The organism is Variovorax boronicumulans, from assembly GCF_040544675.1.
GTDB lineage: Bacteria > Pseudomonadota > Gammaproteobacteria > Burkholderiales > Burkholderiaceae_C > Variovorax > Variovorax boronicumulans_D.
Map to the genome: position 1 here is coordinate 16,269 of NZ_JBEPKK010000008.1, position 24,262 is coordinate 40,530.

The following is a 24,262-nucleotide window of genomic DNA, read 5'->3' on the forward strand; positions in this document are numbered from 1 at the left end:
ATGCACTACACCGTCAACGGCCACACCACCTATTGCTACACCGGCGGCAAGGCTTTCGATGCGGCCAAGCCGACCGTGGTGTTCATCCACGGCGTGCTCAACGACCACAGCGTGTGGATCCTGCAAAGCCGCTGGTTCGCCAACCACGGTTGGAACGTGCTGGCGCTCGACCTGCCCGGCCACTGCAAGAGCGAAGGCCCGCCGCCGGCGAGCGTGGAAGAGGCCGCGCAGTTCGTCGTCGCGTTGCTCGATGCGGCCGGCGTGGAAAAGGCCGCGCTGGTCGGCCACAGCTTCGGCTCGCTGATCGCGCTGGAGGTCGCCGCGCGCGCACCCGGTCGGGTGACGCATCTGGCGCTGGTCGGCACGGCGTATCCGATGGTGGTGTCGCCCGCGCTGCTGGACGGCGCGCTCAACGATCCGCAGCGCGCGATCGCGATGGTCAATACCTTCTCGCATTCGCTGCTCGCGCCGCCGCCTTCGTCGCTGGGCCCCGGCACCTGGCTCTACGGAAGTTCGCGCGCGCTCATGCGCCGCGTGCTCGCGAGCAACCGCGAACACAACGTGTTCCACATCGGCTTCAAGGCCTGCAACGACTATGCGAGCGGCGAAGCCGCCATCGAAGCCGTGCAGTGCCCGGTGCTCTTCCTGCTCGGCGATGCCGACCAGATGACCCCGCAGCGCGCCACCAGGACGCTGGTCGCCAAGGCCCGCAACGCCAGGGTGGTGACGGTGCGTGCGGGGCACGCGCTGATGAGCGAGGCGCCGGACGAAACGCTGTTTGCCCTGCGCGACTTCGTGAGCGCCCCGTCGGCCTGACGCTTTATTCCGCCGCAATGCCCGCGCGGTGCGCCAGCGCGCGGTAGCGCAAGATCTCGCCTTCCATCTGCTGGCGGAAGGCCCCAGCGCCGATCACCACGGGCTCCATGCCCTGTGCGCGCAACTGCGACTGCAGCGCGGCGCTGCCCATGGTGGCGGTGACCGCGCGCGTCAGCTTGTCGATCACCGGCGCCGGCGTACGGGCAGGCGCGGCAAAGCCGTACCAGGCGTCGAAGGTGGCGTCGGGCAGCCCCTGCTCGGCCAGCGTGCGCACCTCCGGCAGCATGCTGGAGCGCGTGGCGCCCACGATGCCCAGCGCGCGCAGCTTGCCCGAGCGCACATGCGGCGCCACGGAGGCCACGGTGTCGATGCCGATCTCGACCTCGCCGGCGATCACGGCCATCGCGCCCTGGCTGCTGCCCTTGTACGGAATGTCCTGCAGCTGGATGCCGGCCGCCAGCGCCAGCAGCTCGCCGGCCAGGTGCGGCCCCGAGCCCGATCCGAAGGTGACGTAGCGGATGCCCTTGGGCTTGGCCTTGGCGGCGGCGATGAGCTCGGGCAGCGAATGCCACGGCGTGCCGTTGCCCACCACCAGCACCAGCGGCGTGCGCGCGACGATGGCAATGGGCGACAGGTCGCGCACCGGGTCGTAGGGCAGCCTGGCGCGCATCGCGGGATTCACGCTGTAGCTGGTGGAGCCCGACAGCAGCAGCGTGTAGCCGTCCGGCGCCGCCTTGGCGACCGCGTCGGTGCCGATGATGGTGGAGGCGCCCGGCTTGTTGTCGATGATGACCGGCTGCCCCAGCTGCTGCGACAGGCCCTGCCCCATCGCCCGCGCCACGATGTCGGTGCCGCCGCCCGGCGGAAAAGGCACGACCAGCTTGACGGGCCGCTCGGGCCAGGCGTTCTGCGCATGCGCCGGCACGACGAGCGTCAGAAGGATCGAAGCGGCGCAAAGCAGAAGACCGGCCGTGCGGCGGGAAGCGGTGAGTTTCATGATGCGTGGCCAGTGGTTGAGGAGGAAGAAGAAAGAGAAGATGCGGCGCGCGCCAGCCGGCCGTCGGCCCATGGTGCCTTGCCTTGGTCGCCCTGCTCGCCCAGGTCCCAGTAGAGGCCGGCCATGATCTGCAGGCCCGCGCGCGCGAGCGGGGCCAGCAGGTGCTCGTTGGGGGCGTGCTGCGCGCAGGCGGGGTACGAGTGCGGCACCCACAGTGTCGGCAGGCCCAGCAGGTCGGCGAACACGTCGTTGGGGAGCGAGCCTGCAAGGTTCGGCAGCAGGTCCAAATGCTGGCCGCTGCTCTGTTCGATGGATGCGCGCGCCCAGCCGACCCAGGGATTCTCCACGTCGAGCCGCGTGGCGACGCCGGCCAGGGTGACTTCAACTCCGACCTCGTTGAAGCCGTGCGCGTCCAGGTGCCGGCGCACGATCTGCTGCAGGTCCTGCCAGGGCGTGCCGACCACGAAGCGCAGCTGGCAGTGCGCGACCGCCTCGGCGGGAATCGCGTTCACCGGACGCTGCGCGGAGCCCGCGCCCAGCGCCAGCACCTCGATGGTGTTCCAGGCCACCAGCCGCTCGGCCGGGCTCAAGCCCGGCTCGCCCCAGCCGGCGTCGAGCGCGGGATCGTCCGCACCGCCGCCGATGGCAATGCCGGCCAGCGCCTCGCGCACCGCGGGCGACACCGCCGGCGGACGCAGCGCCTCGACCAGGATGCGGCCGCGCGCATCGACCAGCGACGCCACCGCATGGCTCAGCACCGTGCCGGGGTTGGCGAGCACGCCGCCCCAGTTGCCCGAGTGGTAGCCGCGCGGCCGTGCGCGCAGCCGCAGGCTGAAATTGACCGCGCCGCGCGAGCCCAGGAACAGCGTGGGCCGCTCGGCGCTCACGCGGGGGCCGTCGCAGGCGATCAGCAAGTCGGCGCGCAGGGCCTCGCGCTGCTGCGTGCACACCGCGTGCAGGCCGGGCGAGGCGGCCTCCTCGCCCATCTCGATGAGCCAGGTCATGTTGTAGCCAAGGCGTCCGCCGCGGGCCTTGAGCACGGCGGCGAGCCCGCCCAGGTTGATGCTGTGCTGGCCCTTGTTGTCGGCGGTGCCGCGGCCGTACCAGCGCTCGCCGCGCACCGTCAGCGCCCAGGGGCCCAGGCCTTCGTCCCACTGCGCGTCCTGGCCGCTCACCACGTCGCCGTGGCCGTAGGTGAGCACCGTGGGCAGGGCCGGGTCTTCGACGCGGCGCGCGATGAGGAAGGGGCCGCCGCCGGGCACCGGGTTGGCGATCACCTCGCAGGCGAAACCCAGCGCGGCCAGCGGCGGCATCAGTTCCTCGCGCAGGTAGGCCTCCAGCGCGGGCGTGGCGGCGCCTGTGTCGCTTTCGGTGCGAAAGGCGACGCGGCGCTGCAGGTCCGCAAAGAAGGCGCCTTCATCGAAATAGCTGGCGGCGGCGGCGAGGCTGGAGGTGCGTGACATGGGCTGTTTCCTGTTCTTCTGTCGGTGTTGCAAGTACAAGGCCAGAAGAGCAATGCTTCCAGCATCGTTTTGGCAAGCTACCATTGCCTTGAAGGCAACATGCTCCTCTCGCCATGACACTCCCGCTCCTCAGCATGCCGATGCGCTACTTTCTGGAAGTGGCGCGCAGCGGCTCGGTCAACCAGGCGGCGGCGCGCCTCTTCGTGGCCTCTTCGGCAGTGAGCCGCCAGATCGCCAAGCTGGAAGACAGCCTGGGCACCCCGCTGTTCGACCGCCACGCCCGAGGCATGGCGCTCACTGCGGCGGGCGAGCGGCTCGCCGGGCACCTGCGCAATGCGCAGCTCGATGCCGACCAGGTCATCGAGCAGGTGCGCGGCCTCGGCGGACAAGAGGCCAGCCGCGTGCGCATGGCGTGCACCGAGGGGTTCGCGCCCAACTTCATGCCTGCGGTGATGCGCGACTTTCAGACGGCGCACCCCGGCAGCCAGATCGAGCTGTACGTCGGTGCGCCCGACGAAGTGAGCGCGATGCTCGTGCGCGGCGACACCGACATCGCGCTCAAGTATGTGGTGGCGCCGGAACCGGGGCTGGCGATCGTGCACTCGGCAAGCGCGCCGGTGTTCGCGGTGCTTCGGCCCGAGCACCCGCTCGCGCGGCAGCGCGTGGTTCATGCGGCGGAGGCAGTTCGCTATCCGCTCGCGGTGGGCCTCAAGGGCATGACCACGCGCCAGCTTTTCGACCAGGCCTGCAGCGAGCAGGGGCTGCAATACCGCGCGATCTTCATCAGCAATTTCTCGTCGGTGCTGATGCCGCTGATGGGCGCGACGGACGTGCTGCTCTCCGGCCACCTGACGGTGACGCATCAGATCGACGCGGGCATGGTGGTGGCGCGCCCCTTTGCGGACGCGCCGCTGCAGCAGCGGCGGCTGCAGGTGCTGGCACTCGAGGGACGCACGCTGTCTCCGCTGGTGCAGGCCTTCGTGCAGCACCTGGTGAAGGCCATCGGGAGCGCGGGACGGCGCAAGCTGGGTCGGGCGCGGCCGGCGGCCGGCGGCGCTTGATCAGCCCTTGATCAACTTGATCGGCCCTTGCGGGTGGCCGGATCAGACCCGAAATGCCGCCGGCTTCTTGTCGAGCACCGCGAGCAGCAGATCGACGTCGAAGCTCGAGGCTTGCGGCGGCTGCAAGGCGCCGAGCATGCGCGAGAGCGTTTCCGCATGCGGCAGCATCGGGCCGAGGAAACGCGTGCCGTCGGCACCGGCCACCAGCAGCGTGGGGAAGGTTTCCACATCGAACGCATCGGCGATGTCGGCATGGTCTTCGATGTCGACCCAGGCAAAGCGCCACTGCGGATGCGCACGCGCCACCTGCTCGAACAGCGGCCGGTAGTCGCGGCAGGTGCCGCACCATTCGGCGCACAGGCACACGACCCAAGGCGCATCGCTGGCCGGTTCGGCGGAATCGGTGGCGGCTGGAATGGCGTTCAAAGGCGGATGCGGTGAAGGTGTGAATACGGGCGCGGGGTGGTGCGGCCGCAAGGTCGTGGCTATTATGGACAAGGCGCCTCCAGCGCACAGGAGACTCGCACGATGAACACCACGACCGCCCCGGAATCTGCCGTCGATCCGCGCCGTTTCAAGAGCTTTGCGCAGTTCTATCCCTTCTACCTGACCGAGCACGCCAACCGCACCTGCCGCCGCCTGCACTTCGCGGGCTCGACGCTGTCGTTGCTGTGCCTGGTGGCGCTGGTGGTCACGCGCAACCCGTGGTGGCTGCTCGCCGGGGTGCTTGTGGGCTATGCCTTTGCCTGGGTCGGGCACTTCGGCTTCGAGAAGAACAAGCCGGCCTCCTTCAAGCGGCCGCTCTATTCGTTCATGGGCGACTGGGCGATGTACCGGGACATCTGGCTGGGCAAGGTCAAGATCTGAGTCGCGGCCAGCACGGCCCTAGATCAACAGCACATCGCCCAGGCGCAGCGACCGCAACGGGCCCTTCTGCCACAGGTCTTCGAGCGGCTCCGCCCGCGGCATCAGCAGCGCCTGGAGCAAGGGCTCGATGGGCGTGGACGGGTCGGCCAGCAGCACGTAGCGCGGGTCTTCGTTGGCGGGCTCCTCGGCCAGCGGGGCGATCCAGTCGAGGCCGACCAGCGTTTCGAGCACGGGCGTGAGTTGCAGCGTGTCCACCCGCATGCGCGTCACCAGCTCGGCCGCGCCCATGCCCTTGGCCGGCGTGGCCCGCGCGCGCGCCAGGTGCTGCAGCGATTCCATCGCCAGCTGCAGCGGCCACCCCGCCGCGCCGCCACGGCGCGCCACGCCCGTCAGCAAGCTCGGCAAGTAGGCGGCGATGACCGCGCCCAGAAGCACGATCACCCACGCCACGTAGATCCACACCAGCAGGATCGGAAAGGTGGCGAAGGCGCCGTAGAGCACCGAGTACGTCGGCACCAGGCTCAGGTAATAGCCCAGCACGCGCTTGGCGATCTCGATGGCCGCGGCCACGAAGATGCCGCCGGCCCACGCATGCGACCAGCGCACGGTGGTGTTGGGCACGTAGTGGTACAGCGCGGCCATGCCGGCGCCCAGCAGCAGGAATTCGAGGCTGTCGAAGGCCAGCTTCACCATGGCGCCGCCCACCACGTCGCGCGAGGCCGCGAACACATACGAGGTGGTCGACAGGCTCACCGCCAGGATGAGCGGCCCCAGCGTGATGGTCGCCCAGTAAATGAGCACCCGCTGCGCAAAGGGCCGGGGCCGGGGCACGCGCCAGATGTTGTTGAGCGTCTTGTCGATGGTGAGGATCAGCGCAATGGCGGTGATCAGCAGCACGATCAGGCCCGCGATGCCCAGGCCGCTGGCCTTGCTCGCGAACTGGTTCAAATAGCCGAGCACCTGGCGCGCGATGTTCTCCGGGATCAGGCTCTCGATGAGCCAGCGCTGCAGGCGGCCCTGCATCGTCGCGAACATCGGGAACACGGTGAACAGGGCCAGTGCCACCGTGAAGAACGGGACCATCGCGATGGTCGTTGTGAAGGTCAAGCTGCTGGCCGTGAGGCCCAGGCGATCCTCGCGAAAACGCTCGCCCAGCACGGCTGCCGTATTGCGCCACGGAAAGCGCGAAAGATCCCTCCAAAGCTGCCTGCGATTCATGGCCGGTATCATAGGATCTGAACTCTCCCCCAGTCTCCGCGCACTTCGTGTCGCTGCGCCAACCCCCTTCCGGGGGCAACACCAGCGGCCCGGCGAAGCCGGTTCCGCGGTGTCCGCCCATGCAACCCAATTCGCCTCTCCCCCCCTCCTCCGTCCGCGCCACCCGCTGGTTTGCCGTGGGCAGCCTCGTCGGCCTGATCGTGCTTGGCCTGGCCTGGGAACTGTGGCTGGCGCCGCTGCGGCCGGGCGGCTCGCTGCTGGCGCTCAAGGTGCTGCCGCTGGTCATTCCACTCGCGGGGCTCTACAAGAACCGCATGTACACGTACCGCTGGGTCAGCCTGATGATCTGGCTCTATTTCACCGAGGGCGTGGTGCGCGCCTGGAGCGACACCAACGGCGTGGGGCAAGTGCTCGCGCTGGTCGAGGTGCTGCTGTGCCTGGTGCTCTTCGCGGCCTGTGCCTGGCATGTGCGATTGCGCCTGCGCCACGCCAAGGCCGCCGCCGCTGCCCGCCAACTGGAGGCTTCCGCCCAATGACTTCTTCCGCCCCTGCATTGATCGACCAACTGCGCGCCATCGTCGGCGCGACGCATGTGCTCAACGAGGGCGACCTCACCGCGTACGAACAGGACTGGCGCAAGCGCTCGCGCGGCAAGTCGCTGGCGGTGGTGCGTCCTGCCAATGCGCAGCAGGTGGCCGACGTGGTCAAGGCCTGCGCCGCGGCCGGCACGGCCATCGTGCCGCAGGGCGGCAACACCGGTCTGGCGGTCGGATCGATTCCCGATGACAGCGGCACGCAGGTGGTGCTGAGCCTGCAGCGGCTCAATGCCATTCGCACCATCGACGCAGCCAACCTCACGATGACCGTCGAAGCCGGCTGCATCCTGCAGGTGCTGCAGGAGGCGGCGGAGAAACAAGGCTTCCTGTTCCCGCTGAGCCTGGCGGCCGAAGGCAGCTGCACCATCGGCGGCAACCTCGCGACCAACGCGGGCGGCACGCAGGTGGTTCGCTACGGCAACACGCGCGACCTGTGCCTGGGCCTGGAAGTGGTCACGCCGCAGGGCGAGATCTGGGAAGGCACCAGCGGCCTGCGCAAGGACAACACCGGCTACGACCTGCGCGACCTCATGATCGGCAGCGAAGGCACGCTGGGCATCATCACCGCCGCGACCATGAAGCTCTATCCGCTGCCGGCCGCGCAGCTCACAGCCTGGGCCGCGGTGCCCTCGCTGGACCATGCGGTCACGCTGCTGGGCCTGGCGCACAAGCACCTGGGCGCGGGGCTCACCGGCTTCGAGGTGATGGGCAAGTTCGCGCTGAGCCTGGTCGACAAGCACATGCCGCAACTGCGCGTGCCCTTCATCGCCGACGAGGCCGTGCCGTACTGCGTGCTGCTCGAGAACTCCGACAGCGAATCCGAAGACCATGCGCGCGCCCGCTTCGAGGCGCTGCTGGAGACGGCGTTCGAAGACGGCTGCGTGACCGACGCGGTGGTGGCCGAGAACCTCACGCAGGCGCACCAGCTCTGGCACATCCGCGAGAGCATTCCGCTCGCGCAGGCCGAAGAAGGCCTGAACATCAAGCACGACATCTCGATTCCGGTGTCGCGCATTCCGGCCTTCGTGGCGGAGACCGATGCGCTGCTCAAGCGCGAGATCGCCGGCGTGCGCCTCGTGAACTTCGGGCACCTGGGCGACGGCAACCTGCACTACAACGTGCAGGCGCCGGAGAACATCGACACCAAGGCGTTCCTGAAGAACGAAGAGGACCGCATCAACACGCTGGTGTACGACGCGGTCGAGAAGTTCGGCGGTTCGTTCTCGGCCGAGCATGGCGTGGGCTCGCTCAAGATCGACAAGCTCGAAAAGCACAAGTCGCCGGTGGCGCTGGAGATGATGCGGGCGATCAAGCGCGGGCTGGATCCGAAGAACACGCTGAACCCGGGGCGCGTGATCCGCGTCTAGGTTTTTGCATTTCTCCCTCCCCTCCCGGGGGAGGGCCGGGGTGGGGGCACGCGGCGTATCCCTTGGGCGCTCCGCCTGCCCCCTACCAACCTTCCACCAGAGGGGAAGAAGCAAGACACGAGCCGCTCAGCGCGAAAAGTCTTCGCCCCGCAACTCGATCGGCTGCCCATGCGGCGTGCGGTCCGCCGCGTGGTCCCACGCATGACGGTAGCGGGCGAGTTCATCGTCCGAACTCACACCCTTCAGGGCCACAAGCCCTTCGAGCGCGGCGAGCCAGTGGCGGTAGTAGGTGTCGCCGGTGTCCGGGTCGCCCGCGGCTTGCGCCGCGGCGATCTGCGCCGCCAGCGCCTCGGCCCACTCCACCCAGTTGAACAAGCCGCGTTCGTGCAATGCGAGCGTCATCGCGAAGGCTTGTGCTTCCCATGGTTCCTTGAACACCGGCCCGTCGGCATCGCGCGGCATGCCGGGCACCGACGGCATGCCGCCCGTCATGCGACGGCTTCCAGGTAGCTCTCCCACGCATCGACCGAGACCGACAGGTTCTGCGGCGCCGGCTGCTCGCCCCAGAGCTCGGCCTCGTCGAAGACCACGGTGTAGAGCCACTGCGGCTGCTCGCCCAGGCCTTGCGCGTTCGCATCGGCGAACACGTGCGCGCCATGGACATGCGCGATCGTGCCGCGCTTGCCCTGCACATAGCCCGGCAGCCGCGTGTGATGGTCGACCTTGCCCAGACGCATGCGCACGGTCTGCCCGGTCGCGAACCGTGCGGGGCTCCTCTCGGGGCGCCCGGTGGGCGAGCCCTTCGCCAGCACGGACGGAACGTCGACAGCCTGCAGCACGCGGGCCAGCGGTGCGGCCGGATGGTGCATCTCGCCCGCCGCGAGCTCGTCCGGAAAGACCTGCTTGCGCTGCAGCATCAACTGCTCGAGTGCGCCGAGCCATATCTGGTAGTAGCTCAGGTTGCGGTAGTCCGGCAGCGTCTCGCGCATGGCGCGGCTGGCGTCGATGTTCCATGAGCCGGTCGCCCCCATGGCCAGCGTGAGGGCCAACGCACGCGGCTCCCAGCTGGCATGGAACAGTTCGCCTTCAGGCTCCGGCGTGACCGAACCGAAGCCAGGCTGGCCGCCGAGGTCGGCGTGCGTGACGTAGCTCATGCGCGGCTCCTTGCGGCGGGCGCTTCCACCAGCCGCGTGCCGATCATCGAATCACGCGAGACCAGCGCGGCAAGCGCGTCCTCGCTCCATCCCTCGGTGCCCGCAGGCCGTTGCGGAATCACGAGATAGCGCACCTCGGCGGTCGAATCCCAGACGCGGATGCGCGTCGTCTCCGGCAGCGTCGTGCCGAAATCGGCCAGCACGCCGCGCGGATCCTTCACGGCCCGCGAGCGGTACGGCGCGCTCTTGTACCAAGCGGGTGGAAGGCCCAGCACGGGCCAGGGGTAGCAGCTGCAGAGGGTGCAGACGACCATGTGGTGCTGCGCGTCGGTGTTTTCCACCGCCACCATGTGCTCGCCCTGCCGGCCGGTGTAGCCGAGAGAGGCGATGGCAGCCGTGGCATCGGCCATCAGCCAGTCATGGAACGCCGGGTCGACCCAGGCCCGCGCCACCACCCGCGCGCCGTTGCGCGGGCCGATGCGGGTCTGGTAGGTGTCGATCAGCGCGTCGAGCGCGGCGGGGGCTATGTAGCCCTTCTGGGTGAGCACGCTTTCTAGGGCGCGCACCCGCAGATCCATTTCGCCGAGTTCGCTGTGATCGTGGGCCTGTCCGTGATCGTGTCCCTGACCGTGTACGGGGTTGGCGGAGGGGTGGTCTTGGCTCATGGCCACCATGCTAAGCCCGCGCACTTTAAAATTCGACCCCCTGCCCCCGGCCCGCCAGACACCCCCACCTTCGCCCATGACCTCCACGCCCACCCGCCCCGTCCGTTCCCAGTACGAAGACTTCATGCGCCACGTGGACACCCACGGCGTGTTCAAGAGCGACCGCACCGGCACGGGCACCAAGAGCGTGTTCGGCCACCAGATGCGCTTCGACCTGAATGAAGGCTTTCCACTGGTGACCACGAAGAAGGTGCACCTCAAGTCCATCATCCAGGAACTGCTGTGGTTCCTGACCGGGTCGAGCAACAACAACTGGCTCAAGGAACGCGGCGTCAGCATCTGGGACGAATGGGCGCGCGAAGACGGCGACCTGGGCCCGGTGTACGGCGTGCAGTGGCGCAGCTGGCCCACGCCCGACGGCGGGCACATCGACCAGATTGCCGACGTCATCAAGACCCTGAAGACCAACCCCGATTCGCGCCGCATCATCGTGAGCGCCTGGAACGTGGCCGAGCTCTCCAAGATGGCGCTGATGCCCTGCCATGCCTTCTTCCAGTTCTACGTGGCACCGCCGCAGGCCGAGGGCCCTTCGACAAGCTCAGGACAGACTCCTTCGACAAGCTCAGGACGCGGCAAGTTGAGCTGCCAGCTCTACCAGCGCAGCGCCGACATCTTCCTGGGCGTGCCTTTCAACATCGCCAGCTACGCGCTGCTCACGCACATGGTCGCGCAGCAGTGCGACCTGGACGTGGGCGACTTCATCTGGACCGGCGGCGACTGCCACATCTACAGCAACCACGCCGAACAGGTGAAGCTGCAACTGAGCCGCGATCCGTACCCCTACCCCGTGCTCAACATCAAGCGCAAGCCCGACTCCATCTTCGACTACCAGTACGAAGACTTCGAAGTGCTCGACTACAAGCACGGCGACCCCATCAAGGCACCCGTGGCGGTGTGAGCGAAGAGGCCCGCCGATCGATGACGACCCGCATCAACCTCATCTACGCCCGCGCCGCCAACGGCACGATCGGTGCCAACGGCACCATCCCCTGGCACCTGCCCGAAGACATGGCGCACTTCAAGCAGCAGACCGCCGGCGCGCCGGTGATCATGGGCCGCAAGACCTGGGACTCGCTGCCGCCGCGCTTTCGCCCGCTGCCGGGCCGGCAGAACATCGTGGTCACGCGGCAGGCCGGCTGGCAGGCCGAAGGCGCGCAGCCGGTGGGCAGCCTTGCGCAGGCGCTCTCGCTCTGCGAGCAGGCGAAGTCCCCCGAGGTGTGGGTGATCGGCGGCGCACAGATCTACGCCGAAGCCGAGCCCCTGGCGCAGCGCGCCGTGGTGACCGAGATCGCGCGCGACTACGAAGGCGATGCACACGCCCCCACGCTCGACGGCGCCGCCTGGCGCGAAACACAGCGCACGTCGCATGTCTCGGCCAAGGACGGGCTGGACTACAGCTTCGTGACCCTCGAACGCATCGCGCCAGTAGAAGCATGAGCGGCGGCGCGCCAGGCAGCCCGAAGGCTGCGGCGGTGCTCCGGCGCCGGTCCGTTTTGATGGGCACCGCGCTCGCCGCGGCGCTCGCGCCCCTGCAGGCGCTGCACGCCGCCGAGCCGCTCGAGCCCGACGAAGAAGCGATCTTCCTGCCCGGCACGGCGCGCCTGGCCGGCGACGGCCGGATCGAGGTCGACATCCATGCCTGGATCTTCGAGCGCGAGCATCGCTGGGGCCTCAACACCGCCCTCGCGCGCTACCTGGGCCTGAACCTCAAGCAGCTCTCGCCCGCGGCGCGGCTGCGCTTCAACCAGCGCACGGCCCTGTTCCATGCCGAGTCCGAAGAGGGCAAGCTGATCGACGTGGTGTTCGACGGCACGCAGGCCCGCGTCGCGATGCCGCCTTCGGGCTCCGACGGCCGCAGCAACCTGCGCGTGGTGATCGATGCGCCGCGCACATCCGCGCCGCTGCAGTGGCTGCAGTTCCACGGCGTGACCGGGCCGGGAGAGCTGCTGCACCGCTTCAGGGGCCAGGCGCTGGTGGTGCCGGAACAAGGCGTTTCGGTCATCTCGGACATCGACGACACCATCAAGCGCACGCAGGTACGCGACAGGCGCGAGATGCTGCTGAACACCTTCGCGCGGCGCTTCGAGGCGGCACCGCGCATGGCGGCCTACTACCGCGCGCTGGCACTGGCGCCGGACACGCGCTTTCACTACCTGTCGGCCAGCCCGATCCAGCTGTATCCGGCGCTCGCGGATTTTGTTCGCGGCAACGACTTTCCCGCCGGAAGCATGCACCTGCGCGAGAGCACCACCTGGCGCACGCTGATTCCCGGCGCGGAAGATTCGCGCGCGCACAAGCTGGGCGTGATCGACCGCTTGTTCGCCGAATTTCCGCAGCGCCGGTTCGTGCTGGTGGGCGATTCGGGCGAGGCCGATCCGGAAATCTATGCGCAGGTGTTCCGCGCAAATCCGCAGCGCATCGACAGCATCGTGATTCGCGACGTGACCGGCGAAGACCGCCTGTCCGACCGCTACCGCACGACCTTCGAGGGCATCGACCCTGCGATCTGGCACATCCTGTTGCCAGATACCGCGGCCTGGCCGGCAAATTGAAAACTTCAGTACGCACCTGAAAGGCATGCGTGCGGCAGGGATTAAGCACAGGCTCATTGTTTGTGCCCACAATGCCCGGACCCCTGCCATCAAGACAAGGAGACAAGCCCATGTCCATGGAGTTTCTTCGGGCGATATCGGAGCAGAAATTGCCCTTGGTCGTTCACACGCCCGCCGACATCGACAGGGTGCGCGTGCTGCGTGCGGCAGAGTTGGTGACCGCCTTCATTCCGCCATCGGAGCATTCGCCCGACGAGCGCGCGATCCATCAACTGGCCCAGGTGGAATCGATCACCGCCAAAGGCAGGCTGGCCCTGAACAAGGCCACGTCGGCATTCATCGAGTTGTGAGCCGGGCGGCGCGCCGCTTGCGCTCGGGTATCTCCCAGGATTTTTGCTAGGGTTTCTTCGCGGCTTTTTCAGGCGTCTTGTGTTCCGCCGAGCCTGCGTCGTGCAGCTTGGGGTTGACCACGCCCTTCATCATTTCTTCGCCTGCGGTGTCGGCGCCGTCGCTGGGCACGGACTCTTCCTGCGTGATCTCGGGCTCCTCGTGCACAGACGGCTGCTTCGATGTGGAACTCATGAACGTCTCCTCTTGGAAAACGCCCAGTCTTCCGCGCCTGCCGCGCGGGCCTCGACAGCCGCGGGCGCCGCGAAGTGCAGGACATCGCCCCGTCGGCATGAAGCATGCCGACGTCGGCAACAGCAGATGCGTGCTTGGACCGGGGGCACATTGAAATTAAAGTGGCCCCGCTTCCTCCACTCCCACAAGAAACACAACCCATGACCGACTCATCCGACACCTCGAAAAAGACCCCGCTCACCACCGCCTTCGGCGCCCCCGTGGTCGACAACCAGAACAGCCTGACCGCCGGCCCCCGCGGCCCGCTGCTGATGCAGGACGTGTGGCTGTTCGAGAAGCTCGCCAACCTGAACCGCGAAATCATTCCCGAGCGCCGCATGCACGCCAAGGGCTCGGGCGCCTTCGGCACGTTCACCGTCACGCACGACATCACGAAGTTCACGCGCGCCAAGCTCTTCAGCGCGGTGGGCAAGAAAACCGAGATGTTCGCCCGCTTCACCACCGTGGCCGGCGAGCGCGGCGCGGCCGATGCCGAGCGCGACATCCGGGGCTTCGCTCTCAAGTTCTATACCGAGGAAGGCAACTGGGACCTGGTGGGCAACAACACGCCGGTGTTCTTCCTGCGCGACCCGCGCAAGTTTCCGGACCTCAACAAAGCCGTCAAGCGCGATCCCCGAACCAACCTTCGCAGCGCCACCAACAACTGGGACTTCTGGACCTCGCTGCCCGAAGCGCTGCACCAGGTGACCATCGTGATGAGCGACCGCGGCATTCCGGCCAGCTACCGCCACATGCACGGCTTCGGCTCGCACACCTTCAGCTTCATCAACGCGGCCAACGAGCGCTTCTGGGTCAAGTTCCACTTCAAGACGCAGCAGGGCATCAAGAACCTCACCGACGCCGAAGCCACCGCTGTCGTGGGCGGCGACCGCGAGAGCCACCAGCGCGACCTGTACGACGCGATCGAGAACGGCGACTTTCCCAAGTGGACGCTGTACGTGCAGGTGATGCCCGAGGCCGATGCGGAGAAGGTGCCCTACCACCCCTTCGACCTGACCAAGATCTGGCCCAAGAAGGACTACCCGCTGATCGAGGTGGGCTTCTTCGAGCTCAACCGCAACCCCGAGAACTTTTTCGCCGACGTCGAGCAGAGCGCCTTCGCGCCGAACAACCTGGTGCCCGGCATCAGCGTGTCGCCCGACAAGATGCTGCAGGCGCGCCTGTTCGCGTATTCGGACGCACAGCGCTACCGCCTGGGCGTCAACCACCACCAGATTCCGGTGAACGCCGCGCGCTGCCCGGTGCACAGCAACCACCGCGACGGCACGATGCGCGTGGACGGCAACTACGGCGGCACGCTGCACTACGAGCCCAACAGCTTCGGCCAGTGGCAGGAGCAGCCCGACTACCGCGAGCCGCCGCTCAAACTGCGCGGCGATGCGGACTTCTGGAACTTCCGCGAAGATGATTCGGACTATTACAAGCAGCCGGGCGACCTGTTCCGCCTGATGGCGCCGGCGCAGCAGCAGGTGCTGTTCGAGAACACCGCCCGTGCCATGGGCGATGCGCCGGAGTTCATCAAGCGCCGGCACATCGACAACTGCACCAGGGCCGATCCGGCGTACGGCGCGGGCGTGGCCAAGGCGCTGGGGCTTTGAGGCAGGCCTATTCCGCTACTCCAGCGAGATGTTGTTGTCCTTGACGACCTTCGACCAGCGCTTGGACTCCGCGCCGACAAGCTGAGAAAAATCGTCGGACGAGCCGCCCACCGGAACGAGGCCGAACTCGGCCAGGTACTGCCGGTACTCGTCCGACGCCGCGATGCGGCGCGACACCGCGCCGATCTGCTCCACGATGGGCTGCGGCGTTCCCTTGAGCGCAAAGACGCCGTGCCATGAGTCGCCCTCGAACCCGGCAAAGGTTTCGGCCACGGTCGGCACCTGGGCCAGCGAGTCGAGCCGCCGCGCGCTGGATACCGCCAGCGGCCGCACCTTGCCCGCCTTGATGTAGGGCAGCACGTCAGCGATGGGCGAGAACGCCACGTCCACCCGCCCGCCGATCAGGTCGGTCAGGCCGCCGTCGCGGTAGGGAATGTGGTTCAGCACCAGGCCCGCGCTGTTGGCAAAGTAGGCCATCGACATGTGCGGCACGGTGCCCATGCCGTACGAGGCATAGCTCACCTGGCCGGGCCTGGCCTTGGCGTCCTTGATCAGGTCGGCCAGCGTCTTGTAGGGCGACTGCACGGGCACCGACACCACCAGCGGGATCGACAGCATGCGCGTGACCGGCACCAGGTCCTGCGGCTGGTAGGGCAGCTTCTTGTAGGCGAAGGGATTGATGGTGACCGTGCCGCTGGCGGTGTAGAGCAGCGTGTAGCCGTCGGCCGGCGAGGAGATGACCGCCTGCGTGCCGACGATGGTGGACGCGCCAGCACGGTTTTCGACGATGACCGGCTGCTGCAATTGCTTGCTCACGCGGTCGCCCCAGTAGCGCGCCATCACATCGGGCGCGGTGCCGGCGGGGAACGGCACCACCAGTCGGATGGGCTTGGCCGGGTAGCGGTCCTGCGCTAGCGCGAGCCCGGGCGAGACGGCGGCCAGGCCGAGCATCCCCGCGATCGCGGCCGACGGCAGGCGGGAAAGAAGCTTGCTGTGCATGTTGTATGTCTCCGTGATGATTCGACGCGATTGCACCGCTCATCGAAGGCGGTGCCAAGCTTCGGCGCGGGAAACACTTTTTCAGCGAACGGGGCCGGGGTCGTCCGCACGCCTGGCCCATGCGCCTACGTGGAAACCGGGATGCTTTTGCTAAGCTGGCCGCCCACGCGGAGGCATGGCGGTGCGGCAAGGCCCGGTGCGGAAGCGTCGAAATCACAAAAACATCATTGAAATCAACCGCTTACAAGCACATGAAAATCGCCACCTGGAACGTCAACTCCCTCACCGCGCGCCTGCAGCATGTGCTCGACTGGCTCGTTGCCAACCCGGTCGACGTGCTCTGCCTGCAGGAGCTGAAGATGACCGACGACAAGTTCCCGCTGGAGGTGCTCAAGTCGGCCGGCTACGAAGCGGCCGTGTTCGGCCAGAAAACATACAACGGTGTGGCCATCCTCAGCCTGGCGTCCGTGCGGGAGGTGGTGAAGAACATCGCCAGCTTCACCGACGAGCAGTCGCGCGTGATCGCGGCCACCATCGACACGCCGGCCGGCCCGGTGCGCGTGGTCAACTGCTACTTCGTGAACGGCCAGACGCCGGGTTCCGAGAAGTTCGAATACAAGATGAAGTGGCTGGACGCGCTGCGCGAGTGGCTGCGCCAGGAACTGGCGGCGCACCCGAACCTGGTGCTGCTGGGCGACTTCAACATCGTGCTGGAAGACCGCGACAGCTTCGATCCCGTGGGCCTGAAGGAAACCATTCACCACACGACCGAAGAGCGCAACCATTTCAAGGCGCTTCTCGCGCTGGGCCTGACCGACAGCTTCCGCATGTTCGAGCAGCCCGAGAAGAGCTACTCGTGGTGGGACTACCGCATGCTGGGCTACCAGAAGAACCGGGGCCTGCGCATCGACCACGTGCTGGTGAGCGAGCCGCTGGTGCCGCGCGTGAAGGGCTGCGTGATCGACCGCGTGCCGCGCAAGTGGGAAAAGCCCAGCGACCACGCGCCGGTGGTGCTCGATCTGGACCTGGGCGCCTGAACCGCATGGCCGCCCGCACCTTCGCCGCACTCGTTGCCGCGTTCGCCTTGCTGTCCCTGGGTGCCTGCTCGATCCTCAAGCCCGCGGACAAGACCGAAGACGGCAAGACCGCCACCTCGCCCACGGACGAAGCGCCGCCCGCAAAGAGCGACGTGCCGACGGTACGCCTGATCACCGCGCAGACGCCCGCCGTGCGCGCCTACCGCAAGATCGGCGCGCGCCATATCTACAAGGCCTACGCGAACCGCATCTACAAGGGAAAGATTCCGCCGCTGGTGTACGCGGTGGTGGTGGTCGAGACGGACATCGACGCGAACGGCAAGGTGAACAACGTCACCTTCAGCCGCGTGCCCAGCCATGCGCCGGAGGTGCCGCCGATGATTGCCGAGCTGATCAAGGCGACCTCGCCGCTGCCGTCCCCGGGCAAGCTCGGCGGCCACACTTACGTCGACACCTGGCTCTGGGACAAGAGCGGGAAGTTCCAGCTCGATTCGATCACGCTGGGGCAGCGAAGCAGGTAGCCCCGAAGCTGCGCGCCTCTGGGCGGCGCCCTGCCCCGGGCGCGGGCGATGTCACTCGATGCCCAGTTCCTGGATCTTCCGGGTGATGGTGTTGCGACCAATGCCCAGCTTCTGCGCAGCCTCGATGCGGCGGCCCCGCGTGCTGGTCAGCGCCGTGAGGATCAGGCGCGATTCGAAGCGGCGCGAGAGCGCATCCCACACGTCGGTGCGGCCGGCCGCGAGCAAGGCCTGGGCTTCGATTTCGAGGCCGCTCTCCCAGCTGCTGACACCGACCGCCGCTTCCGCGGCTTCAGGGGCGGCGGAAGCCGACACCGCTTCGCGCTCGATGCCAGCGGCAGGCAGGGGCGCCACAGCCAGCGGCGGCACGGCGACGGCGACCGATGCAGCCACCTCGGCCACGTGCGTGTCGACGCCGACCGCCATCACCTCGGGCGGCAAGTCCTTGGTTTCGATCAGCTGCGCGGGCGCCATCACGGTCAGCCAGTGGCAGATGTTTTCCAGCTGACGCACATTGCCGGGGAAGCCGAAGGTCGCGAGCTTGGCGAGCGCTGCGTCGGAAATGCGCTTGGGCTCGACGCCGAGCTGGCGCGCGCTCTGCTGCAGGAAATGGCGGGTGAGCGCGGGCACATCCTCGCCGCGTTCGCGCAGCGCGGGCAGGCGCAGCCGGATCACGTTGAGGCGGTGAAACAGGTCTTCGCGGAAGCCGCCGAGCTTGACGCGCTGCTCCAGGTCCTGGTGGGTGGCGGCAATCACGCGCACATTGGCCTTGACCGAGTTGTGGCCGCCCACGCGGTAGAAATGGCCGTCGCTCAGCACGCGCAGCAGGCGCGTCTGCAGGTCGAAGGGCATGTCGCCGATTTCGTCCAGGAAGAGCGTGCCGCCTTCGGCCTGTTCGAAGCGGCCGCGGCGCATGGTCTGCGCGCCAGTGAAGGCGCCGCGCTCATGGCCGAAGAGTTCGCTCTCCAGCAGGTCCTTGGGAATGGCGGCGGTGTTGATGGCCACGAAGGGGCCGTTGGCGCGCGGCGAGTGCTTGTGCAGCGCGCGCGCCACCAGCTCCTTGCCCGAACCCGATTCGCCGGTGATCAGCACCGTGACGTTGCTCTGTGAAAGCCGGCCGATGGCGCGGAACACGTCCTGCATGGCGGGCGCCTGGCCCAGCATTTCGGGCGCGGCGACCATGCGCTCTTCGGAGACTTCCTCGCGCTGGCTTTCGTCGACCGCACGGCGGATGAGCTCGACCGCGCGCGGCAGGTCGAAGGGCTTGGGCAGGTATTCGAAGGCGCCGCCCTGAAAGGCCGAGACGGCGCTGTCGAGGTCGGAGAACGCCGTCATGATGATGACGGGCAGGCCGGGGTGCTTGGCCTTGATCTTGTCGAGCAGGTCGAGGCCGGAGCCGCCGGGCATGCGGATGTCGCTCACCAGAACCTGCGGGCCTTGCTGGTCGTCGCCTTCGGCCTGCTCAAGAGCGGCCAGCACCTCGCGCGTGTTCGTGAAGCTGCGCGTGGGCAAGTCTTCGCGCAGCAAGGCCTTCTCGAGCACGAAGCGGATCGATTGGTCGTCATCAACTATCCAGATCGGCTTCATGCATCTCCTTGTTGCCGTGCTGCGCTAGGGCAGCGGTATCAGTATCTTGAAATCGGTTCGGCCCGGGACGCTATCGCACTCGATCACGCCGTGATGCTGTTGCACAAAAGTTTGCGCAAGGGTCAGCCCCAGGCCTGTTCCGCCTTCCCTGCCCGATACGAGCGGGTAGAAGATGCGGTCCTTGATCGTGTCCGGCACACCCGGTCCATTGTCGATTACATGCAATTCCAATGCCAATCGGTACCACTGCTTGTTGAATATCACCTGGCGGGCAATGCGGGTCTTGAAAGTGATCTGCGCATCGCCCGCCGCGCGTCTCTCGGCGAGGGCCTGCGCGGCGTTGTGGACGATGTTGAGCGTGGCCTGGATCAGCTGCTCGCGGTCGCCGCGAAACTCGGGGATCGACACGTCGAAGTCGCGCTCGATGTGCAGGTCGCGCGGAAACTCCGCAAGGATGACCGAGCGCACCCGCTCGCAGACTTCGTGGATGTTGACGTCGCCCACCACGTGCGGGCGGCGGTGCGGAGCCAGCAGGCGGTCGACCAGCGTCTGCAGCCGGTCGGCCTCGTGGATGATGACCTGGGTGTATTCGATGAGGTCGCGCGACTCGACCTCCATCTGCAGCAGCTGCGCCGCGCCGCGAATGCCGCCCAGCGGGTTCTTGATTTCATGCGCGAGGTTGCGGATGAGTTCCTTGTTGGCCTGCGCCTGGTCGATGAGGCGCTCTTCGCGGTCCTGCCGCACCTGATGCTCCAGCGGCGACATCTCGATGACGAGCTCGCCCTTCTTGTCGCCGTGCGCCAGCGTCACCTGCACCGGCATGAGCTCGTGGTTGACGCGGCGCAGGAACGCTTCGTAGCGCAGCGTGGCGAAGTCGTTGCTGCTCGCGCCGTCGATGGCGGTGCGCAGCACCTGCGGCTCGTGAAAGCAGGCGCCGAACTGCGAGCCTTCGAGCGTGCGGCGCGAGGTGCCCAGCGCGTCTTCGAGCGCCGCGTTGGCAAAGAGCACAGAGCCGTCGCTGTTGACCACCGCGATCAGCGTGGACAAGAGGTCGAAGGTCTGAAAGCGCGTGTTGGCGCCGATCGCCTTCTTCCCGAATGCCATGTCTATTGCGTCTTGTTGGCCGGCAGGCGGCCGATTTCGCGGCGGATGCCGGCGATGTCGCTCTCGTTGCGCGCGAGTTCGGCCTTCATTTCGGCCACGCGGTCGAGGTACTTCTGGTAATTGCGGCCTTCGCTGCCCTGCTTTTCAGGCTCGCCGTTGTTGTATTCCTTCTGCAGCTCGGCCTGGCGCGCCTCGGCCTTCTTGAGCTCCGATTCGAGCACCGAGCGGGCTTCGCCGTCGCGGGCGCGCTGGTCGACGCCTTCGACGCGCGGGCTGCCGACCGGCGCACGCGCGGCGGACGCACCCGAACTGCCCGAGGAACTGCCCGACGACGACTTCGTGCCGCCGCCACCCTGCACGACGGTGACGTTGCCGCCTTCCATGACCTTGCAGCCCTTTTGCTGGGCGACGGTCGCGTTGTTGGTGTATTCATTGCCGCAGCGCCACACGCGCTCCTGCGCGAGCGCAGGCAGTGCGGCCAACAATGAACCGGTCAGTACGATGAGAGAAGCAGTCTTCATGAGAATCGTTGGGTGGCGCGACAAAGGCGCATTTTCATGCAATTCCGCGCCACTGGTGACAAGATGTTCCGCCCCAAGGAAAAAGGACGGCCAAGGCCGTCCTTTCATAACCCGTCAGGCTTACACCGTCCCTTTCGGGAGACACGCGCAGCCTGGGGGGCGAGCCAATTACAGCGAGTAGTACATGTCGAATTCGACCGGGTGCGTCGCCATGCGGAAGCGCGTGACTTCCTGCATCTTCAGCTCGATGTACGCGTCGATGTACGAATCGGTGAACACGCCACCCTTGGTGAGGAACGCACGGTCCTTGTCCAGGTATTCCAGGGCCTGGTCGAGGCTGTGGCACACGGTGGGGATCAGCGCGTCTTCTTCCGGCGGCAGGTGGTACAGGTCCTTGCTGGCGGCTTCGCCCGGATGGATCTTGTTTTCCACGCCGTCCAGGCCGGCCATCAGCAGCGCCGCGAAGCCGAGGTACGGGTTCATCAGCGGATCGGGGAAGCGCGCTTCGACGCGGCGGCCCTTGGGGTTGGCCACGAACGGAATGCGGATCGAGGCCGAGCGGTTCTTGGCCGAATAAGCCAGCTTCACCGGGGCTTCGAAGCCGGGCACCAGGCGCTTGTAGCTGTTGGTGCCGGGGTTCGTGATGGCGTTCAGGGCACGGGCGTGCTTGATGATGCCGCCGATGTAGTGCAGCGCGAAGTCCGAGAGGCCCGCATAGCCGTCGCCGGCGAACAGGTTCTTGCCGTCCTTCCAGACCGACTGGTGCACGTGCATGCCGGAGCCGTTGTCGCCGACGATGGGCTTGGGCATGAACGTGGCGGTCTTGCCGTAGGCGTGGGCCACGTTGTGGATCACGTACTTCTGCAGCTGGACCCAGTCGGCGCGCTGCACCAGCGTGCTGAACTTGGTGCCCAGTTCCATCTGGCCGGCGTTGGCCACCTCATGGTGATGCACTTCGACCGGGATGCCCAGGGCTTCGAGCACCAGGCACATTTCCGAGCGCATGTCCTGGAAGCTGTCGACCGGGGGGACCGGGAAGTAGCCGCCCTTGACCGCCGGACGGTGGCCGGTGTTGCCGTGCTCGTATTCCTTGTCGGTGTTCCAGGAGGCTTCTTCGGAATCGATCTTCACGAAGCAGCCCGACATGTCGTTCTTCCAGCGAACGCCGTCGAACACGAAGAATTCGGGTTCCGGACCGAAGAATGCGGTGTCGCCCAGGCCCGAGGCCTTCATGTAGGCCTCGGCGCGCTTGGCGAGCGAACGCGGATCGCGCTCGTAGGCCTTGCCGTCCGCCGGGTCGATCACGTCGCAGGTGAGGATCAGCGTCGTTTCTTCGAAGAAGGGGTCGATGTTGGCGGTGTTCGGGTCGGGCATGAGTTGCATGTCCGAGGCTTCGATGCCCTTCCAACCGGCGATGGAGGAACCGTCGAACGCGTGGCCCGAGGTGAATTTGTCTTCATCGAAAGCCGAGACCGGCACGGTGACGTGCTGCTCTTTGCCACGGGTGTCGGTGAAGCGGAAGTCGATGAACTTGACCTCGTTTTCCTTGACGAGCTTGAGTACATCGGCGACGGTCTTTGCCATCAGTTTCTCCTGAGTTGGATGGTGGTTAGGAATACGGAAACGAAGGATGCAGTTTCTGTGCCATTGTCACCCCACGGAATGAGGCTTTGGCCACGGATGCACCGCTTTAAAACAAGGCGATGATTCACCACATTGGTGCATTGAGGATCAACGCACCAATTCTGGTCCAAGCTTGGCATCAAAGCTGTGCAACCCTTCGATCAGCTGGGTATAGGCCGCATCGAGCCGGGCCGGGTCGCCTTTGACGCCCAACTCGATGTGACGGCCGTATTGCGGGTGATCGACGCTCGGCAGGCTGAACACCTTGATGCCGGCATGCGCCTCTTCGATGGCCTGCATCAGGGGCGTGAGCGTGGCTTCCATCGCACCGAAAACGATCACGGACTTCTCGGCGATGGCGTCACGGGTGAACAACTCGGCATACCGGCTGTCGAGCACCGACTCGATCATCGGCCAGGCCATGACCGGAAAGCCGGGCACGAAGTGCACATGTGCCACGCTGAAGCCCGGAATCTTGTTGTAAGGGTTGCGGATGATCGTCGCGCCCTGCGGAAACACGCCCATGTTCAGGCGGTGGATGTTGTCGGGCCGATCAGGTTCGTAGGGCAGGCCCTGCTCGTCCGCCGTGTCCTTCATGCGCTCGCGGATCAGCACCTCGGCTTCCGGGTGCAGCGCCAATGGCACGCGCAGCGCCTTGGCGGCGCATTGGCGCGTGTGGTCGTCGGGCGTGGCGCCGATGCCGCCGGTGGAAAACACGATGTCCCCCGAGGCAAAGGCGCGCATGAGCGCCGCGGTGATGCGTGTGGGCTCGTCGCCCACGTATTCCGCCCAACCGAGCTGCAAGCCACGCGCGGCGAGCAGTTCGATGACCTTGGGCATGTGCTTGTCCGTGCGCTTGCCGGAAAGAATCTCGTCGCCGACGACGATGAGACCGAATGCGCGTGTCATGGTGAACCCCATTGAGAAAGAGCAGCCTGGTTGGCTGATGCGGCCTCAAGGGCCGGCGTGCCGTTGTCGGCCGACGCCAGCGCCGCGGCGCGCTGCGTTCGCAGCTGGGCCAGGGCGTCGAGGCAGTAGTGTGCGAACCAGAGCGCGGAGAAAGCGAAGACCAGCGTGTAGATCCAGATTGCGATCGGCACCAGCACCAGGAAGGCTGCGGCAAACAGCAGGCCCGACGCCCAGACGATGCTCGGCGCCGCGCCGAGGTAGCCGCACATCACGCCGATCAGAAGCAGCGGCAGCCGGTGCGTGCGCAGCAGCGTGGCCCGCTCCTCGGGGCTCGCATGCTCGGCCAGCGCGTCGAAGCTCATCACACGGTAGGTGAGCCAGCCCCAGATCAGCGGCGGAAGAATCAGCACCAGCGGCGGAATGAGCCAGAGCGGCATCGACACGACCAGGGCCACCAGCGCCAGCAGCGTCACGCCGAGCGAACGGGCCACGCTGCCGATGAAGGAAGCGCCCTTTTTCTGCTCCAGCGCGGGAAAGCGGCGCTCGCCCACCAGCTTGGTGAGGGCCGGGGCCATGAGGCCCGCCACGATCAGCAGCGTGACCACCACGATCAGCGGCGTGGCGGCAAACACCACCACCAGCGCCGCCAGCATGGAGGTCACGTCACCGGAAAAAAGCCGCCCGATCCAGGCCCAGAAGCTCGCGAGCAGCGGCCAGGCGTCGAGCGCGCCGCGCGTCCAGGCCACGGCCGGCTCCCAATAGAAGTAGCCGAGCGCCGCCGCCAGCAGCACCATCAGGCCCAGCGGCAGCAGCGACAGCACGATCACGCGCGGCAGCATGCAGTAGGCGACCGCGCGCCAGAAGGAATCGAGAAGCAGGCGCATGAGGCTGCGAGGATAACGCCTGGG

General features: G+C 67.0%; 27 protein-coding genes. 12 read left to right on the forward strand and 15 right to left on the reverse strand.

Features of this window, described 5'->3' with window-relative positions; all coding sequences use genetic code 11:
- Complete coding sequence (locus ABIC90_RS15465) at nucleotides 1-816, forward strand: alpha/beta fold hydrolase (protein WP_354355356.1); 816 nt, start codon at nucleotides 1-3, stop codon at nucleotides 814-816.
- Between the two features lie 4 nt (nucleotides 817-820).
- On the opposite strand, the gene ABIC90_RS15470 is transcribed toward ABIC90_RS15465, so the two are convergent.
- Together ABIC90_RS15470 and ABIC90_RS15475 are read right to left on the reverse strand one after the other, a co-directional pair.
- Nucleotides 821-1,813 (reverse strand): Bug family tripartite tricarboxylate transporter substrate binding protein, encoded by a 993-nt coding sequence (locus tag ABIC90_RS15470; RefSeq protein ID WP_354355358.1) that lies wholly within the window; start codon nucleotides 1,811-1,813, stop codon nucleotides 821-823.
- Entirely contained in the window at nucleotides 1,810-3,276 is a 1,467-nt protein-coding gene (locus ABIC90_RS15475; protein ID WP_354355360.1) for a M20 family metallopeptidase, read from the reverse strand. Before ABIC90_RS15475 ends, ABIC90_RS15470 begins: the two co-directional genes overlap by 4 nt.
- A 113-nt stretch (nucleotides 3,277-3,389) precedes the next feature.
- Here ABIC90_RS15475 and ABIC90_RS15480 point away from each other — a divergent pair, with 113 nt between their 5' ends.
- Nucleotides 3,390-4,337: a LysR family transcriptional regulator gene (locus ABIC90_RS15480; protein WP_354355362.1), complete on the forward strand. Its 948-nt coding sequence runs from the start codon at nucleotides 3,390-3,392 to the stop codon at nucleotides 4,335-4,337.
- Between the two features lie 42 nt (nucleotides 4,338-4,379).
- Here ABIC90_RS15480 and ABIC90_RS15485 read toward each other — a convergent pair whose 3' ends face one another.
- The gene (locus tag ABIC90_RS15485; RefSeq protein WP_354355364.1) at nucleotides 4,380-4,763 is read right to left on the reverse strand and encodes a thioredoxin family protein; all 384 of its coding nucleotides are present in this window, start codon (nucleotides 4,761-4,763) and stop codon (nucleotides 4,380-4,382) included.
- 102 nt (nucleotides 4,764-4,865) lie between these two features.
- Here ABIC90_RS15485 and ABIC90_RS15490 point away from each other — a divergent pair, with 102 nt between their 5' ends.
- Nucleotides 4,866-5,204 (forward strand): Mpo1-like protein, encoded by a 339-nt coding sequence (locus ABIC90_RS15490; RefSeq protein WP_354355366.1) that lies wholly within the window; start codon nucleotides 4,866-4,868, stop codon nucleotides 5,202-5,204.
- Between the two features lie 18 nt (nucleotides 5,205-5,222).
- Here the strand turns inward: ABIC90_RS15490 and ABIC90_RS15495 are convergent, their stop codons facing one another.
- A complete protein-coding gene (locus tag ABIC90_RS15495; protein WP_354355368.1) occupies nucleotides 5,223-6,434 on the reverse strand; it encodes a YihY family inner membrane protein in 1,212 nt (403 codons plus the stop codon).
- Between the two features lie 107 nt (nucleotides 6,435-6,541).
- Between ABIC90_RS15495 and ABIC90_RS15500 the strand changes: the two genes are divergently transcribed.
- Complete coding sequence (locus tag ABIC90_RS15500; protein ID WP_354355370.1) at nucleotides 6,542-6,958, forward strand: DUF2069 domain-containing protein; 417 nt, start codon at nucleotides 6,542-6,544, stop codon at nucleotides 6,956-6,958.
- Entirely contained in the window at nucleotides 6,955-8,385 is a 1,431-nt protein-coding gene (locus ABIC90_RS15505; RefSeq protein ID WP_354355372.1) for an FAD-binding oxidoreductase, read from the forward strand. Before ABIC90_RS15500 ends, ABIC90_RS15505 begins: the two co-directional genes overlap by 4 nt.
- A gap of 126 nt (nucleotides 8,386-8,511) precedes the next feature.
- Here the strand turns inward: ABIC90_RS15505 and ABIC90_RS15510 are convergent, their stop codons facing one another.
- Genes ABIC90_RS15510 through nthA form a run of 3 tightly spaced genes read right to left on the reverse strand, consistent with a single transcriptional unit; the run spans nucleotide 8,512 to nucleotide 10,204 of the window.
- Entirely contained in the window at nucleotides 8,512-8,877 is a 366-nt protein-coding gene (locus tag ABIC90_RS15510; RefSeq protein WP_354355374.1) for a nitrile hydratase accessory protein, read from the reverse strand.
- The gene (gene nthB, locus ABIC90_RS15515) at nucleotides 8,874-9,539 is read right to left on the reverse strand and encodes a nitrile hydratase subunit beta (RefSeq protein ID WP_354355376.1); all 666 of its coding nucleotides are present in this window, start codon (nucleotides 9,537-9,539) and stop codon (nucleotides 8,874-8,876) included. The genes ABIC90_RS15510 and nthB overlap by 4 nt, the downstream gene beginning before the upstream one ends.
- On the reverse strand, nucleotides 9,536-10,204 hold the full coding sequence (gene nthA / locus ABIC90_RS15520; protein WP_354355378.1) for a nitrile hydratase subunit alpha: 669 nt from the start codon (nucleotides 10,202-10,204) through the stop codon (nucleotides 9,536-9,538). Before nthA ends, nthB begins: the two co-directional genes overlap by 4 nt.
- A 76-nt stretch (nucleotides 10,205-10,280) precedes the next feature.
- Here nthA and ABIC90_RS15525 point away from each other — a divergent pair, with 76 nt between their 5' ends.
- The 4 genes from ABIC90_RS15525 (at nucleotide 10,281) to ABIC90_RS15540 (ending at nucleotide 13,166) form a co-directional block, all read left to right on the forward strand.
- Nucleotides 10,281-11,162, forward strand: a complete 882-nt coding sequence (locus tag ABIC90_RS15525) for a thymidylate synthase (protein WP_354355380.1) — start codon at nucleotides 10,281-10,283, stop codon at nucleotides 11,160-11,162.
- Nucleotides 11,163-11,182: 20 nt separating this feature from the next.
- Nucleotides 11,183-11,701 carry a dihydrofolate reductase gene (locus tag ABIC90_RS15530; protein ID WP_354355382.1) on the forward strand — a complete coding sequence of 173 codons (519 nt, stop codon included), beginning with the start codon at nucleotides 11,183-11,185 and terminating at the stop codon, nucleotides 11,699-11,701.
- Nucleotides 11,702-11,760: 59 nt separating this feature from the next.
- A complete protein-coding gene (locus ABIC90_RS15535) occupies nucleotides 11,761-12,816 on the forward strand; it encodes a phosphatidate phosphatase App1 family protein (protein ID WP_354355384.1) in 1,056 nt (351 codons plus the stop codon).
- Between the two features lie 110 nt (nucleotides 12,817-12,926).
- Entirely contained in the window at nucleotides 12,927-13,166 is a 240-nt protein-coding gene (locus tag ABIC90_RS15540) for a hypothetical protein (protein WP_354355386.1), read from the forward strand.
- 46 nt (nucleotides 13,167-13,212) lie between these two features.
- Here ABIC90_RS15540 and ABIC90_RS15545 read toward each other — a convergent pair whose 3' ends face one another.
- Nucleotides 13,213-13,398, reverse strand: a complete 186-nt coding sequence (locus tag ABIC90_RS15545; protein ID WP_354355388.1) for a hypothetical protein — start codon at nucleotides 13,396-13,398, stop codon at nucleotides 13,213-13,215.
- A gap of 200 nt (nucleotides 13,399-13,598) precedes the next feature.
- Between ABIC90_RS15545 and ABIC90_RS15550 the strand changes: the two genes are divergently transcribed.
- On the forward strand, nucleotides 13,599-15,056 hold the full coding sequence (locus ABIC90_RS15550) for a catalase (protein WP_354355390.1): 1,458 nt from the start codon (nucleotides 13,599-13,601) through the stop codon (nucleotides 15,054-15,056).
- A gap of 15 nt (nucleotides 15,057-15,071) precedes the next feature.
- Here ABIC90_RS15550 and ABIC90_RS15555 read toward each other — a convergent pair whose 3' ends face one another.
- A complete protein-coding gene (locus tag ABIC90_RS15555) occupies nucleotides 15,072-16,055 on the reverse strand; it encodes a Bug family tripartite tricarboxylate transporter substrate binding protein (protein ID WP_354355392.1) in 984 nt (327 codons plus the stop codon).
- Nucleotides 16,056-16,306: 251 nt separating this feature from the next.
- Between ABIC90_RS15555 and xth the strand changes: the two genes are divergently transcribed.
- Both xth and ABIC90_RS15565 read left to right on the forward strand, forming a co-directional pair.
- Entirely contained in the window at nucleotides 16,307-17,092 is a 786-nt protein-coding gene (gene xth / locus ABIC90_RS15560; RefSeq protein ID WP_354355394.1) for an exodeoxyribonuclease III, read from the forward strand.
- A gap of 5 nt (nucleotides 17,093-17,097) precedes the next feature.
- Complete coding sequence (locus ABIC90_RS15565; RefSeq protein ID WP_354355396.1) at nucleotides 17,098-17,613, forward strand: hypothetical protein; 516 nt, start codon at nucleotides 17,098-17,100, stop codon at nucleotides 17,611-17,613.
- Between the two features lie 51 nt (nucleotides 17,614-17,664).
- Here ABIC90_RS15565 and ntrC read toward each other — a convergent pair whose 3' ends face one another.
- From ntrC to ABIC90_RS15595, 6 genes are all read right to left on the reverse strand, one after another.
- The gene (ntrC, locus tag ABIC90_RS15570; RefSeq protein ID WP_354355398.1) at nucleotides 17,665-19,197 is read right to left on the reverse strand and encodes a nitrogen regulation protein NR(I); all 1,533 of its coding nucleotides are present in this window, start codon (nucleotides 19,195-19,197) and stop codon (nucleotides 17,665-17,667) included.
- A gap of 24 nt (nucleotides 19,198-19,221) precedes the next feature.
- Complete coding sequence (gene glnL, locus ABIC90_RS15575; RefSeq protein ID WP_354355400.1) at nucleotides 19,222-20,301, reverse strand: nitrogen regulation protein NR(II); 1,080 nt, start codon at nucleotides 20,299-20,301, stop codon at nucleotides 19,222-19,224.
- Between the two features lie 2 nt (nucleotides 20,302-20,303).
- Entirely contained in the window at nucleotides 20,304-20,822 is a 519-nt protein-coding gene (locus tag ABIC90_RS15580; RefSeq protein WP_354355402.1) for a hypothetical protein, read from the reverse strand.
- A 168-nt stretch (nucleotides 20,823-20,990) separates the two neighbouring features.
- Nucleotides 20,991-22,406 (reverse strand): type I glutamate--ammonia ligase, encoded by a 1,416-nt coding sequence (gene glnA / locus ABIC90_RS15585; RefSeq protein ID WP_093434476.1) that lies wholly within the window; start codon nucleotides 22,404-22,406, stop codon nucleotides 20,991-20,993.
- 147 nt (nucleotides 22,407-22,553) lie between these two features.
- The gene (locus ABIC90_RS15590; protein WP_354355405.1) at nucleotides 22,554-23,354 is read right to left on the reverse strand and encodes a competence/damage-inducible protein A; all 801 of its coding nucleotides are present in this window, start codon (nucleotides 23,352-23,354) and stop codon (nucleotides 22,554-22,556) included.
- Nucleotides 23,351-24,238, reverse strand: a complete 888-nt coding sequence (locus ABIC90_RS15595; RefSeq protein ID WP_354355407.1) for an EI24 domain-containing protein — start codon at nucleotides 24,236-24,238, stop codon at nucleotides 23,351-23,353. Before ABIC90_RS15595 ends, ABIC90_RS15590 begins: the two co-directional genes overlap by 4 nt.
- Nucleotides 24,239-24,262: the final 24 nt, after the last annotated feature.